General features: G+C 56.5%; 13 protein-coding genes and 1 tRNA gene. 4 read left to right on the top strand and 10 right to left on the bottom strand.

What is annotated here, in order from left to right; all coding sequences use genetic code 11:
- The first annotated feature begins 44 nt into the window (after positions 1-44).
- Positions 45-129 (top strand) — tRNA-Leu (locus DSM25558_RS26110).
- 96 nt (positions 130-225) lie between these two features.
- On the opposite strand, the gene DSM25558_RS26105 is transcribed toward DSM25558_RS26110, so the two are convergent.
- Positions 226-483 (bottom strand): hypothetical protein, encoded by a 258-nt coding sequence (locus tag DSM25558_RS26105; protein WP_077107549.1) that lies wholly within the window; start codon positions 481-483, stop codon positions 226-228.
- Between the two features lie 103 nt (positions 484-586).
- Between DSM25558_RS26105 and DSM25558_RS26100 the strand changes: the two genes are divergently transcribed.
- A complete protein-coding gene (locus tag DSM25558_RS26100) occupies positions 587-1,735 on the top strand; it encodes an alpha/beta fold hydrolase (protein WP_077107548.1) in 1,149 nt (382 codons plus the stop codon).
- Positions 1,736-1,790: 55 nt separating this feature from the next.
- Here the strand turns inward: DSM25558_RS26100 and DSM25558_RS26095 are convergent, their stop codons facing one another.
- The 3 genes from DSM25558_RS26095 to DSM25558_RS26085 all read right to left on the bottom strand — a co-directional run bounded on the left by DSM25558_RS26095 (position 1,791) and on the right by DSM25558_RS26085 (position 5,819).
- A complete protein-coding gene (locus DSM25558_RS26095; protein ID WP_062449602.1) occupies positions 1,791-2,024 on the bottom strand; it encodes a BolA family protein in 234 nt (77 codons plus the stop codon).
- Between the two features lie 19 nt (positions 2,025-2,043).
- Positions 2,044-4,278, bottom strand: a complete 2,235-nt coding sequence (gene purL, locus DSM25558_RS26090) for a phosphoribosylformylglycinamidine synthase subunit PurL (protein WP_077107547.1) — start codon at positions 4,276-4,278, stop codon at positions 2,044-2,046.
- Between the two features lie 122 nt (positions 4,279-4,400).
- Positions 4,401-5,819, bottom strand: coding sequence for an aminotransferase-like domain-containing protein (locus tag DSM25558_RS26085; protein ID WP_077107546.1), 1,419 nt, complete (start codon positions 5,817-5,819; stop codon positions 4,401-4,403).
- A gap of 92 nt (positions 5,820-5,911) precedes the next feature.
- Here DSM25558_RS26085 and DSM25558_RS26080 point away from each other — a divergent pair, with 92 nt between their 5' ends.
- Positions 5,912-6,211 carry a DUF1127 domain-containing protein gene (locus DSM25558_RS26080; protein ID WP_077107545.1) on the top strand — a complete coding sequence of 100 codons (300 nt, stop codon included), beginning with the start codon at positions 5,912-5,914 and terminating at the stop codon, positions 6,209-6,211.
- 11 nt (positions 6,212-6,222) lie between these two features.
- Here DSM25558_RS26080 and DSM25558_RS26075 read toward each other — a convergent pair whose 3' ends face one another.
- From DSM25558_RS26075 to purC, 4 genes are read right to left on the bottom strand one after another with little or no spacing between them, the layout of a single operon-like run.
- Positions 6,223-6,633 (bottom strand): hypothetical protein, encoded by a 411-nt coding sequence (locus DSM25558_RS26075; RefSeq protein ID WP_077107544.1) that lies wholly within the window; start codon positions 6,631-6,633, stop codon positions 6,223-6,225.
- 58 nt (positions 6,634-6,691) lie between these two features.
- Positions 6,692-7,363, bottom strand: coding sequence for a phosphoribosylformylglycinamidine synthase subunit PurQ (purQ, locus tag DSM25558_RS26070; protein WP_077107543.1), 672 nt, complete (start codon positions 7,361-7,363; stop codon positions 6,692-6,694).
- A gap of 17 nt (positions 7,364-7,380) precedes the next feature.
- Positions 7,381-7,623 (bottom strand): phosphoribosylformylglycinamidine synthase subunit PurS, encoded by a 243-nt coding sequence (gene purS, locus DSM25558_RS26065; RefSeq protein WP_077107541.1) that lies wholly within the window; start codon positions 7,621-7,623, stop codon positions 7,381-7,383.
- A 17-nt stretch (positions 7,624-7,640) separates the two neighbouring features.
- Complete coding sequence (gene purC, locus DSM25558_RS26060) at positions 7,641-8,405, bottom strand: phosphoribosylaminoimidazolesuccinocarboxamide synthase (protein WP_067643505.1); 765 nt, start codon at positions 8,403-8,405, stop codon at positions 7,641-7,643.
- Positions 8,406-8,651: 246 nt separating this feature from the next.
- Between purC and DSM25558_RS26055 the strand changes: the two genes are divergently transcribed.
- Positions 8,652-8,996: a DUF1476 domain-containing protein gene (locus tag DSM25558_RS26055; RefSeq protein WP_077107540.1), complete on the top strand. Its 345-nt coding sequence runs from the start codon at positions 8,652-8,654 to the stop codon at positions 8,994-8,996.
- Between the two features lie 51 nt (positions 8,997-9,047).
- Here DSM25558_RS26055 and DSM25558_RS26050 read toward each other — a convergent pair whose 3' ends face one another.
- Positions 9,048-11,561, bottom strand: coding sequence for a sensor domain-containing protein (locus tag DSM25558_RS26050; RefSeq protein ID WP_244554321.1), 2,514 nt, complete (start codon positions 11,559-11,561; stop codon positions 9,048-9,050).
- Positions 11,562-11,706: 145 nt separating this feature from the next.
- Positions 11,707-12,279, bottom strand: a complete 573-nt coding sequence (locus tag DSM25558_RS26045; protein WP_077107570.1) for an RBBP9/YdeN family alpha/beta hydrolase — start codon at positions 12,277-12,279, stop codon at positions 11,707-11,709.
- Positions 12,280-12,656: the final 377 nt, after the last annotated feature.

Here is a 12,656-nt window from a genome sequence, read left to right as displayed (position 1 = left end):
TTGGTACATGCACCTTCGTCGGCGCAAGTCGGCTCTACCACGATGCGGTCGTGGCGGAATTGGTAGACGCGCAGCGTTGAGGTCGCTGTGGGGCAACCCGTGGAAGTTCGAGTCTTCTCGACCGCACCAAAGAAACCCGCTTCGGCGGGTTTTTTCTTTTTTACCAGTATATTCGGTGCTTTTGTTAAAGTGAAAACGCAAGCGTTTTGCGCTGACCGAGATCGATCAGCGCTGGCGACTTCTGGCAGAAGCAGTGCGGCGTTTGCTGACCTGCTTTTTGGCTGGACGAGCTTTTGTGGTGCGGGTGGTTTTCTTGCCGAGCGCTGCTTCGAGGATGCCGCCTAGAATACCGCCTGCAACTGACGTGCTGGCTTTTGTCCGACGCTTGGTACGCCGTGTTTGCCGCACACCGGTCTTCTTGAGGATTTCGGACATTGCGCCCTTCACGACGCCACTGATTAACTGGTCAACGATTTTCGACAACTGCGCCTCTCATGCCTATAAAATGTCATCATTTATAATATAGGTGCGTGGCCCAACTTCAAGCGATCCTTTTAGTGGTTGCCCGTTTTAGGATTGCTTCATCATGGCGAAGGTTTCGTCGCGACTCGTATTTTATTTCCCCGGTTTTGATCCCTTGGATGCGGCTGCGCATCAGCGCCGTTATGAGCGCAGTGCCGCGCAATCGGGAAAGACATTCGGTATCGATTATACGGTGGGCGGCGTCAGCCAGACGCATGCTGGGAGCCGCATGGATGTGGAAGGCAAGCACGATGGCCATACGACTCACTCCACCATTTTCATCCACGACCACAATACGCTGATTTCGCAGTTGCGGGCTGCTTCCGTCTGGAAACAGATCGGGCTTGGTTTCAAAGCGGGTGCAGGGATCATTGGCGAGGGGGGAGCTTTTGCTTACTTCCGGCATGCATGGCGTTTCGGCCTGTTTTTTCTGTTCCCGTTTCTGCTGATTGCGTTGGGGATTGCTGTCGCGGCGTTGATTGCGGCGCTGCCTCTGATAGTCGGTGTCTCGGCATTGTTCTGTCTTATCACTTTTCCGCTTGGATATCTCTTCTTTACGAAGGGCGTGATGCCGTTTTCCGAGCGGTTTCACACGCTGCATCTTTTCGCTGACTGGCGCTTTGCTCTGGCGGTGGGGCGCGACGAGCCGATGGCACGTGACTGGATCGAGGATAAAGCGCGGGCCGTGCTGACGGCGCTGGAGCAGGGGTCAGACGAGGTTCTGTTCGTGTCGCACAGCATGGGCGCAAGTCTGGCGCTCGCCGTTGCCGGCAGGGTGCTGGAGCTGAAGGCAGATGCCTTCGATGGTCGAAATGTTTCCTTTGTTACGCTGGGTGGCGCTGCCCTTCAATGTGCGCTTCTGTCAAGCGCGTCGCGGCTGCGACAGAGCATTGGCGTGATGGCGCGACATGGGGATGTGAACTGGTTCGATATCCAGTGTCTGACCGACCCTATCCATCTCTACAAATGCCACACCGCAAAGCTGGCGGGGCATGGCGATGCTGGTCAGCCGAAGATCGTTCCGATCCGTTTCAAACATTCGCTTTCGGATGAGCGCTACCAGAAAAACCGGAGCAATTTCCTGCGCATGCATCGGCAATATGTGCTGGGCTCCGACCGCAAGTCCGGTTTTGATTTCACGCTGCTGACGGCGGGGCCGTTGCCTGCCGCATCCTTTGCCGATCTGCGCTCAGACAAACCACCGGAAATGTAAAAAGGCCCGCGCGAGGGTTTCGCGCAGGCCTTTGATCTTGAATGCGGACGTTTGGTTATTCCGGCGCTGACGTCTGAAGTGCGAGAGCATGCAGGACGCCGCCCATATTACCCTTCAAGGCGTCATATACCATCTGGTGCTGCTGCACGCGGCTTTTGCCCTTGAAGGCTTCGGCCACGACTTCTGCCGCATAGTGATCGCCGTCACCGGCGAGATCACGGATGGTAACCTTCGCGCCGGGAATTCCGGCCTTAATCATGTCCTCGATGTCGCCAGGCTTCATGGGCATGGTGTTCACTCCTCAATTCTTATTCTGCAGCGGCAAGAAACTCGCCATCCATGAACTGAGGGAACCATGATTCATGGGCGGAGCGCAATTCATTAATGTCGAGGCCACGAGCCGTACCCAGCTTTACGGATGAGCCGCCGGTCTTGCCAATGGCCACCAGCGAAACGCCTTCGGCTGCCGCCCGCGCGGTGACGGTTTCAAGGTTCGCCTGACTGACTGTCAGGACATAACGGCCCTGATCTTCGCCGTAGAATGTGAGCACCGGATTGTGGTCTTCGACCGCATCCACCGTGGCACCGATGTCGGACGCCATCGCCATTTCGGCAACGGCGAGCGCGAGACCACCGGACGAGCAATCATGCACAGCACTGGTCAGGCCATCGGTGATGATAGCGCGGACGAAATCGCCGGTCTTCTTTTCGTGTGCCAGATCCACATGCGGGGCAGGGCCATCGGTGCGGCCATGGACATCGCGCATGTAGACGGACTGAGCGATGTGAGAGCCGAGACCATCAGGTGCGCCTACGAGAAGAATGACCTCATCGCTGGCTGCAAAGCGGATACGCGCCATCTTGCCCCAATCGGCCATCAGGCCAACGCCGCCAATGGTTGGCGTGGGCAGGATCGCCTGACCATTGGTCTCGTTGTAAAGCGAGACGTTGCCGGAAACGATTGGGAATTCCAGAGCAATGCAGGCTTCACCGATGCCCTTGATGGCATGAACAAGCTGGCTCATGATTTCAGGCTTTTCGGGGTTGCCGAAATTGAGGTTATCGGTCGCGGCCAGCGGCAGAGCGCCGGTTGCGGTAATGTTGCGCCAGCATTCGGCCACGGCCTGCTTGCCGCCTTCGAAAGCGTCTGCCTCGACATAGCGCGGCGTTACGTCGGAGGAGAAGGCGAGTGCCTTCTTGTCGTGGCCTTCGACGCGCACGACACCGGCGTCGCCACCTGGTAACTGCAAGGAGTTGCCCTGAATGAGCGTATCATACTGCTCGTAAACCCAGCGGCGCGAGGAGTTGTTGGCGGAACCGACGAGCTTCAGCAGCGCATCGGCGATATCAGCGTCCGGCACGTCGTTTTCAGCCAGCGGTGCAGGCACCTTGGCGGGCGTCCATGGACGATCATATTCGGGGGCTTCGTCGCCCAGTTCCTTGATCGGAAGGTTGGCGACTTCTTCGCCATTGTGCAGAACGCGGAAGCGCAGGTCGTCCGTGGTCTTGCCGACGATGGCGAAGTCCAGACCCCATTTGACGAAGATCGCCTTGGCGACCTCTTCCTTGGAAGGCTCAAGCACCATGAGCATGCGCTCCTGGCTTTCCGACAGCATCATTTCGTAAGCGGTCATGCGCTCTTCGCGGACGGGAACCTGATCGAGGTTCAGTTCGATGCCGAGGTCGCCCTTGGCACCCATTTCTACGGCAGAGCAGGTGAGGCCAGCGGCACCCATGTCCTGAATGGCGATGACGGCACCCGTCTTCATCAGTTCAAGGCAGGCTTCCAGCAGGCACTTTTCAGTGAAGGGGTCGCCGACTTGAACGGTGGGGCGCTTTTCCTCGATGGATTCGTCGAATTCGGCAGATGCCATGGTCGCGCCACCGACGCCGTCACGGCCTGTCTTCGCGCCAAGGTAGACAACCGGCAGGCCAACGCCCTTGGCTTCCGAGAGGAAGATTGCGTCGGATTTTGCAAGGCCTGCTGCGAAAGCGTTGACGAGGATGTTGCCGTTATAGCGAGCGTCGAATTCGACTTCGCCGCCAACCGTGGGAACGCCGAAGGAATTGCCGTAACCGCCGACACCGGCGACGACGCCAGCCACGAGGTGGCGGGTCTTCGGATGATCAGGCGCGCCGAAGCGAAGCGCGTTCATGGCGGCGATAGGACGCGCGCCCATGGTGAAGACGTCACGTAAGATTCCGCCGACGCCGGTGGCTGCGCCTTGGTATGGCTCGATGTAGGATGGGTGGTTGTGGCTTTCCATCTTGAAGACGACGACATCGCCATCATCGATATCCACGACGCCTGCGTTCTCGCCAGGGCCCTGAATGACGCGTGGGCCGGTGGTCGGCAGGGTCTTCAGCCACTTCTTGGAAGACTTGTAGGAGCAATGCTCGTTCCACATGGCAGAGAAAATGCCAAGCTCGGTAAAGCTCGGCTCGCGGCCGATGAGGTCGAGGATGCGCTGGTATTCATCGGGCTTGAGCCCATGGGATGCAATGAGTTCCGGGGTGATCTGGATATGATTTGGAAGTGTCATAGGTCTCACGGGGTTCGAGCCGGTACGGGAGTTTCCGGTTCTTTACCGCAAGAGACGGGAACGTGCGACAGGAAAATGTCCTGCGACCCGGGCAAAGTCAGCCTTAATCCCAGTTTTTGCTATCAGGCCACGCCTTCATAGCCGGCAGAGCCGTTGTCCAGCAGCTGTCGTAGAATGCCGAAAGCTTCGGTAAGCTCTTCGCGGGTTCTCGGCGCGGAAAAACTGATACGCACGCGGTGGAAGACTTTTTCCGAGCGCCCGGCTTTGAACTCGTCTTCATCATCGATGAGGATACCTTCCTTCATGGCCGCACTGCGAAAGGTGCCAGATAGCCATGGCTCCGGCAGCTTCAGCCACAGGAAAGGAATATCTCGCATCGAATTGAATTCAAAATTCGCAAAGGCTTTTCGGGCCATCTGTTCGCGGGCATTGATTTCTGCGGTGACGTCTCTGCGGATATCATGCGCATCTCCGCTGTTGACCATGCGGGCGCACAGTTCCGCCAGCAGGAAGGGCAGACCGCCGGTCATCATGGCGTGGGAAATGCGGATGCGCGAGGCAAAATTCGATGGGCAGGCAACCCAGCCGCCACGCACGCCGGCCGAAACGGATTTCGACAGGCCGCCGACGACGAAGGTGAGGTCGGGCGCGAACTGCGCAATCATTGGCGGCTGCTCGCTGACCATTGCGCCGTAAAGGTTATCCTCAATGATCCAGACATTGTACCGGTGGGCGATATCAGCAATGGCCCGGCGACGATCCTCGGGAAGCACGGCGCAAGTCGGGTTCTGGCCGGTTGGCATGAGGAAAATCATCTTCGGATGCTGCTGCGCGCAGACCCGCTCGAAATCTTCGGGGATGATGCCCTGTTCGTCACTCTCCACTAGAGAAGCGCGGCGTCCGGCCAGAATCGCGGCTCTGGCAATCTGGGAGTAGGTGACGGGTTCGAAAACAATGCGATCTCCCGGCGAGGTCATGGCGGTGATGACACCCATGATGGCTGCATGGGCACCCAGCGTGGGCACGATATTGTCTACCATTGGCGACCAGTCGCCTTGGGATAACCAGCGAACACCGGCTTGCGCCCATTCCTGCGGAAACGCCCGTGCATAATCGATGATCTGAAGCGAGCACTCCTTGACGATCTCTGAGATGTGCCTGTCGATCAGCACGTTCTGGCCGATGTCTGGGGCAGCTGTCGTGTTCAGTCGAAATCGGTTTGGAGTGTCGGAAGCGACGCGCGTACCGCCGAGCGGCACCCCCGCCTGCTGCAGTTTCAGGGTAGGGCTGGGTGTCTTGCTTGCATTGACATAGGTGCCACGTCCGACTTCGCCGCTGACGAGCCCTCGCTCGTGGATCAGTGCATAGGCGCGACTGATCGTGCCGATTGTCACCCCCAGATCGAAAGCAAGGTTTCGCTGCGGCGGTAGCTTGGTGCCCGGCTGCAATGTGCCTTCGGAGATAGCGGTTTCGATGTGGTCGGCAAGCCGCACGTAAATGGGGCCGGTGCCTTGCGATAAATTTGGAAGCCAACTTGTCATGGTGACAATTTATGCATTGTACTCGTCTATATGTCAATTGTATTGATTGCACCAATTGAATGGTTTTACGGAAATCCCGAAGGGGGTGCAATATGCGCAAGCTGGATCAATATCTCTCGACAATCGATACAATGTACCCTGATAGCTATACGCGGGAGCGCGTTTTTCGCGATGATGGCGAGATGGTGAGCCCTGCACCGTTTCAAGCGCCGCCGCGTAACCTGATCGAGCGGCTGTTGGGTGCATTCGGCCAATGGCAACGCAAGCGCGACAGCCGTCTTGCGCTGCGTGATCTCACCACGGATGAGTTGGAAGACATTGGAATTACGCGGCAGGATGCGATGCGTGAGTTTTCCAAAGCGCGGCTGTTTTCACTGCCGCGCTCGTTCTGAGATTGCGTGGATCAGCAGCCCTTGCCGCCATTAACCCAACGTTTCACGTCCGTGGTGATGCGTGCCGCATGTGGTTCGTTCATGGCGGGGCCAAAAGCATCGACCTTGGCCGGGTTGCCTTCCGCCTGAACGACGAGCATCGGGCGGGATTCCGGGCTGTTGCGCGGCACGAGCAGAATGCGGGGGCGGCCGGAGAAGGAATTCAGTTCCGGAGCAAGGCGATAGGCCTTGAAGGCTGGGTCGCCCGACTTGAACCAGCAGGCGTTGGCACCGAGCGCAACGCGTTCCATCACTGGCAAGGCCGCCTGCGATGCAGAGGATGACGCGGCCGGCTTTCTTTCGGACTGGCAAGCGGCAAGCGAGAGCGCGACGAGGCCAAGGCCTGCAATGGTCAGTGCTTTACGAAGAGGCAGGCGGTTCATCGCTTCAATCCATGAAAGGGAATACAACAAAGCCGGTGTAACCCGGCTTTGTTAATATTTACGCTGCGATGACGCCCAGCGCGGATGCAAAAAGCGCGCGTCCATCATTGCCACCGTGGGCAGCTTCGATGAGGTTTTCCGGGTGTGGCATCATCCCCAAAACATTGCCTTTGGTGTTGATAATGCCGGCAATGTCGTTCAGCGACCCATTCGGGTTTGTGCCTTCGGCATAACGGAACACGACCTGTCCCTTGTCTTCGATCGACTTCAGTTCTTCCTGCTCCAGGAAGTAGTTGCCATCATGGTGGGCAACGGGGGAGCGGATGATCTGGCCCTTGTCGTAGGCGCGGGTGAATTCGGTGTCGTTGTTGACGACTTCAAGCTTCACCTCACGGCAAACGAATTTGAGCGAGGCATTGCGCATCAAAGCGCCGGGCAGCATTCCTGCCTCGACCAAGATCTGGAAGCCGTTACAGACGCCGAGAACCTTGACGCCTTTTTCGGCCTTTTCGCGGATGGCCTGCATAACCGGCATGCGGGCGGCAATGGCACCGCAACGCAGGTAGTCGCCATAGGAAAAGCCACCGGGAATGACGATCAGATCCACATCGGGAATCTCTGTTTCGGTCTGCCAGATAGTGACAGGAGCCTTGCCGGAAATCCGTGTCAAAGCCGCGATCATGTCACGGTCGCGATTGAGGCCCGGAAGCTGGACGACTGCGGATTTCATGGAACGGCTCCTGAGCGTCAGAGAATAGCGATAGAGTAGTTTTCGATCACGGTGTTGGCGAGGAGCTTTTCGCACATCGCCTTCAGGTCGGCTTCGGCTTTCGCCTTGTCGGTTGCGTTCAGCTCCAGATCGAAGACCTTGCCCTGACGAACCAGACCGACGCCTTCGAAACCGAGGCTGCCGAGCGCGCCTTCGATTGCCTTACCCTGCGGATCGAGAACGCCGTTCTTCAGCGTAACAGTCACCCGTGCCTTGATCACCTGATGCTCTCCTGATGTCACTTGACCAGAACCGGGCCGGTGCCGCGGATTGGTTCATTTTCGTTGATAATTCCGAGACGGCGCGCGACTTCCGAATAGGCTTCGACAAGTCCACCCATATCGCGGCGAAAACGGTCCTTGTCCATCTTTTCCTGCGTTTCGATGTCCCACAGACGGCAGCTATCAGGGGAAATCTCGTCGGCCAGAACGATGCGCATCATATCGCCTTCGAAAAGGCGACCGCATTCGATCTTGAAATCGACGAGCTGGATTCCGACGCCGAGGAACAGGCCGGAGAGGAAGTCGTTGACGCGAATGGCAAGCGCCATGATGTCATCGAGTTCGGCCGGGTTCGCCCAGCCAAATGCCGTGATGTGCTCTTCGGAAACCATCGGGTCTTCGAGAGCATCAGACTTGTAATAGAATTCGATGATCGAGCGCGGCAGGACCACGCCTTCATCGATGCCGAGGCGTTTGGACAGAGAACCGGCAGCGACGTTGCGCACGACGATCTCGAGCGGGATCATCTCCACTTCCTTGATCAACTGCTCGCGCATGTTGAGGCGGCGGATGAAGTGCGTGGGGATGCCGATCTTGTTCAGGTGGGTGAACACGTATTCGCAGATGCGATTGTTCAGCACACCCTTGCCGTCGATGACTTCGTGTTTCTTCTTGTTGAAGGCGGTTGCGTCGTCCTTGAAGAACTGGATGAGAGTTCCTGGCTCTGGACCTTCATAAAGGATCTTGGCCTTGCCTTCGTAAATACGGCGGCGACGGTTCATATTAACAAATCTCTTGGTTGGTGCCGGTGGGCGGCGTTTGTTTCGTCAGTTGAAGCGGTCCCATAACGGAAAAGAAGCAATTCCACAATGAGTCGGGGTCACGTTCACATCAATTCTTAACCTTGCATGTGACTCCTGCGAAGGCCGTAATGCGTGATTACTCTTTTTCAACAGTTTTATTTTACAACAGACATGTCCCTACGAAGAGGACGAAAATAATAATCTAATAAAAACCGGGGTGAAATTATGTTTGCATTGAAAGAACGTGGTAAAGCGCTCGAAAATATTTACTTCAACGACGAATATGTGACATTTCGTCTTCATGCCATGCGCAACAAACTCGTTGGTTTGTGGGCTGCGGCGCTGATGAACAAAGAAGATGCAACGACCTACGCGAATGAGCTGGCAGGCTGTTCCATCAGTGCGGCTGAGGAAGATGCCGTATTTTCGAAATTGCAGGCGGATTTCGAAGCGGCTGGCGTTGCTGTAGCCAATGACGAAATTCAAAGTCGCATGAGCGAGCTGCTGCATTCTGCAGCTCAGGCCATGCGCCAGGGCCAGAACGACTTTGCCATGAAAGCCGTCGCCTGATTGTTTGCCGCCAAACTCCGGCTTTCTCACGAAGCTGAAGATTGGCGGCTTTTATCCTGCCGCTCGTTGAATTTTAGAAGGCGCAGACCGCCACGCTTCGGCGGCCACGAAACTTTGTATCTGGTGCGCGGGTAGCGGCCGACACAAAGCGTAACCCTGAAGCGAATCGCAGCCCATATCCTGCAAGATGCGGATGTGCTCCGCTGTCTCTACTCCCTCCGCCACCACCTTGATGCCGAGGGAATGACCGATATCGATAATGGAGCTAAGCAGTTTACGCTGCTCGGTCGATTGTGGTGCCAGACGCACCAGCTCGCGATCCACCTTCAACGTGCTCGGATTGACTTTCAGAAGGCCAATGATCGAGGCGTGGCCAGTGCCGAAGTCATCGATTTCGATGTCGATGCCCAGTTGGCGCAACGTCTGCATGTTGTGAATGGCAGTCTCGTCGCTGTCATCGAGGAAGATGGATTCGAGCAATTCGAAAGACAAGGTTCCGGGCTGGATGTGAAGCCTGTCCAGTGTTGCTGTCAGCCCAGGGTCGTGTAGACGCCGTGCCGACACATTGACCGACACCTTGGGTATGGGAATGCCTGCTGCCTGCCACCGTTTGAAATCCGCCAGTGCCTTTTCAAGAATGATACCATCTATCGCCGCAACAGCATCTAGGTCTTCCGCGATTGCGAGAAACTTGTCTGGCGTTAAAATACCTTCGACTGGGTGCTTCCACCGCGCCAGCGTTTCCGCACCTGAAATGTTCAGTGTCTTTGCGTCGAACTGCAACTGGTAGTAGGGAACGAACTCGTCACGCTCCAGCGCCGTCAATATTTCATCGGAAACACGTTTCGTGTTGATGAGCCAGTCCTGTGTGTCGGATGAGAAAAATTCGCATCGGTTGCGACCACGTTTCTTGGCGTTGTAAAGCGCGATATCCGCATTCAGCAGAACCTGCTTGTAATCCAGATCCGGCCCGATGCCGCAGGCAATGCCGATGCTGGCACCAAACCGACATTCATGTCCCTCATGCAGAACGGGCTTTCGAAGCTCTTCGATGAGCCTGTTGGCGACCGCCGCGATGGTGCTCGTGTTGCCGTTGAAGGGCGAGAGAAATACGAACTCATCCCCACCAATGCGTGCAGCAAAGTCATCCGGTTTCAGATTGTCCCGCAGCATGTCCGCGACATGTTTCAGCATCGCGTCGCCGGTGTGGTGGCCCAACGTGTCATTGATCTGCTTGAAGCGATCGAGATCGATATGCAGGATCGCGATACCGATCTGGCTTTCGCTGCCGTTTGCGGTGCGCCTGGCCAGCATGTCGTCCAGACAACGGCGATTGGGCAAGTCCGTCAGATAATCATGCATCGCATTGTGTTCGATGCTGACTCTGGCTGCTTCCAGATCGATGTTACGCGCTTCGGCCAGCGCCTTCTCACGCTCCAGCTCCTGACGCAGTTGCACGTCTGACGTGACGTCCCAGTTCACGCCGATCATTTTCTTGCTGCCATCGATATCGATGAAGGGCAGGGAGCGAGCGCGGATATAGCGCAGCGCGCCATCCGGTAATATGATGCGATAGTCTTCCGAAAACGGCTGAAGCTTTGCGATCTTGTCCGAGACGTTATCCCCGACCCGACCGAGATCATCCGGGTGAACGCGCGATTCCCACAGGCCGCCGATCTTGACGGGCATGTTTCTATCGACACTGTACATCTCGTACATGCGATCATCCCAGGTGGTTTCGCCAGCCTCGAAATCAACTTCGAACACGCCGACCTGGGACGCTTCGAGCGCCACTTTCAAGTGACGCGAAATGCGCTCCATCTGATGTTCGGCGGCTTTGCGTTCAGATACGTCCATATCTGTGCCGACGATGCGGACAGGCCTGCCATTCTCATCGCGCTCCACGCACGCGCCACGACATTCGATCCAGACCCAGTGGCCCAGCTTGTGACGTTCCCGGTACTGGAAGGAGACGTAGGCCGGATCACCCGCATTCTGTCGCTCGATGCAATACAGCGCATGCTCGCGATCATCAGGATGAAGCAGCTCCACCCACTTGTCGAAGTTGGTTTCGATCGGCTCGTCAGGCTTCAAACCGCGCATGGCGCGCCAGGTATCGGAGCCGTACATTTCGCCGGTTACGAAATTCTGATCCCAGACGCCAGACAGTGAGTTGACGAGTGCATTGTTCCAGCGGCTTTCGCGGAATGCGACTTCTTTTTCACGCGCGCGTTGGTCACTTATGTCCGTGAACTGCACCAGCACAGTAGAGTGTGGACCAGAACCGATGTTGCTGAAGGACAATATGGCGTGGCAATCCGTCGCTTCAGCGCCGTTCAGCCGGGCCTCCAACGTTGCAGGTGACCCATCTGCCAAGCTTCCAAGAGCTGCCATAACGCTGCTGCGATCATCCTGGTGGACGAAGTCCAGGAGATGAGCAGGTATATCAGGCGTCGCGAAGGTCAGGTTTGGTGAGACATAGAAAATATCACCGCTCTTGTTGATGTGAAGGGCGGGAACTGGCAGAGCGTCAAGAAAATCCGTCGGCAACAGGTCCTGCTTCACGTGATCCTGCCATATGTTAATCGATTAAAATCGCGCACAAACAGGCGCGTGTAATCCTCACATTACTGTTACAGACTTAATCGCTCATTAAAAGAGAGGTGCGGACGATTCCAACCTATAATTAAAATCAATATTTCTAATGAAATTAATCAGGGAAGCCTTCGGGTCGTTTCAGCTTGCTGAGAAACTGAGCAAACACCATTGTGCCCTCTGGCCACGGGCCGTGACCGGACTCCTTGTTGATGTGGCCGGACATGCCGGCGTCGATCAATGTGGAGCCCCACGCATTGGCAATATCACCAGCATGCTCATAAGTGCCGAATGGATCATTCTGACTGGCGATGGTGATCGTGGGAAATGGAAGTGGATCGCGCGGGTAGGGGCCAAAGGTCATGAGATGCTTTGGCTTTATCGCGGGGTTGGCGACATCGGGTGGCGATACCAGCATCGCACCGGCGATCTTGTTTTTGATCTGCGGTAGCGCATGAATGACCGTCGGCACACCCAAGGAATGGGCGACCAGCACCACAGGCCGTGTGCAGGCGTTTACCTCTTCAACGAGCTTTGCCACCCAATCATCTTTGACTGGCTTCGACCACTCCGCCTGTTCGACACGGCGAGCTGTTGACAGTTTTTCCTGCCAGCGGCTTTGCCAGTGTTCTGGGCCGGAGTTGGTATAGCCGGGAACGATGAGGATATCTGCTTCAGATGCTTTCATGCGGCATATCTCGGTGTGGTGGTGAGTGAAATCAAGGTCAACCGGTAGAAAGATGACGGATATCACGAAATCCGTCATCCCGCACTTGTGTGGACGAAATGTGGTTTACTTGTTGCATTGACCGGGACGCGCATCCCGGTCAATGCAGGCAGGAGGCCGTATTTCCGCACCGGTTTGAAAGAGCCGACATCAAGCAAGGCCCTGCCTGCTCCCTTTGACCCCGAACGGTTGATCGGGCTTTCGCCCGCACCACAAGACTGGGAGCAAGGCCATGATACAGGAACTTACCGTTGTTGGTATCGACATTTCCAAAGCCCGCTTCGATGTCTGCGCGTATCCTGCGGGAAAGCACTGGAGTACAGGCAGTTCGGCAGTTC

The organism is Agrobacterium sp. DSM 25558 (assembly GCF_900100825.1).
GTDB lineage: Bacteria > Pseudomonadota > Alphaproteobacteria > Rhizobiales > Rhizobiaceae > Agrobacterium.
Note: the sequence above shows the minus strand (reverse complement) of the source record. Positions and strands in the feature narration are given on the sequence as shown.

Excerpts from the sequence above, each read along its gene's own strand:
- DSM25558_RS26100 (WP_077107548.1), top strand. The coding sequence starts at position 587 with ATGGCGAAGGTTTCGTCGCGACTCGTATTTTATTTCCCCGGTTTTGAT.
- DSM25558_RS26095 (WP_062449602.1), bottom strand. The coding sequence starts at position 2,024 with ATGCCCATGAAGCCTGGCGACATCGAGGACATGATTAAGGCCGGAATT.
- purL (WP_077107547.1), bottom strand. The coding sequence starts at position 4,278 with ATGACACTTCCAAATCATATCCAGATCACCCCGGAACTCATTGCATCC.
- DSM25558_RS26085 (WP_077107546.1), bottom strand. The coding sequence starts at position 5,819 with ATGACAAGTTGGCTTCCAAATTTATCGCAAGGCACCGGCCCCATTTAC.
- DSM25558_RS26080 (WP_077107545.1), top strand. The coding sequence starts at position 5,912 with ATGCGCAAGCTGGATCAATATCTCTCGACAATCGATACAATGTACCCT.
- DSM25558_RS26075 (WP_077107544.1), bottom strand. The coding sequence starts at position 6,633 with ATGAACCGCCTGCCTCTTCGTAAAGCACTGACCATTGCAGGCCTTGGC.
- purQ (WP_077107543.1), bottom strand. The coding sequence starts at position 7,363 with ATGAAATCCGCAGTCGTCCAGCTTCCGGGCCTCAATCGCGACCGTGAC.
- purC (WP_067643505.1), bottom strand. The coding sequence starts at position 8,405 with ATGAACCGTCGCCGCCGTATTTACGAAGGCAAGGCCAAGATCCTTTAT.
- DSM25558_RS26055 (WP_077107540.1), top strand. The coding sequence starts at position 8,652 with ATGTTTGCATTGAAAGAACGTGGTAAAGCGCTCGAAAATATTTACTTC.
- DSM25558_RS26045 (WP_077107570.1), bottom strand. The coding sequence starts at position 12,279 with ATGAAAGCATCTGAAGCAGATATCCTCATCGTTCCCGGCTATACCAAC.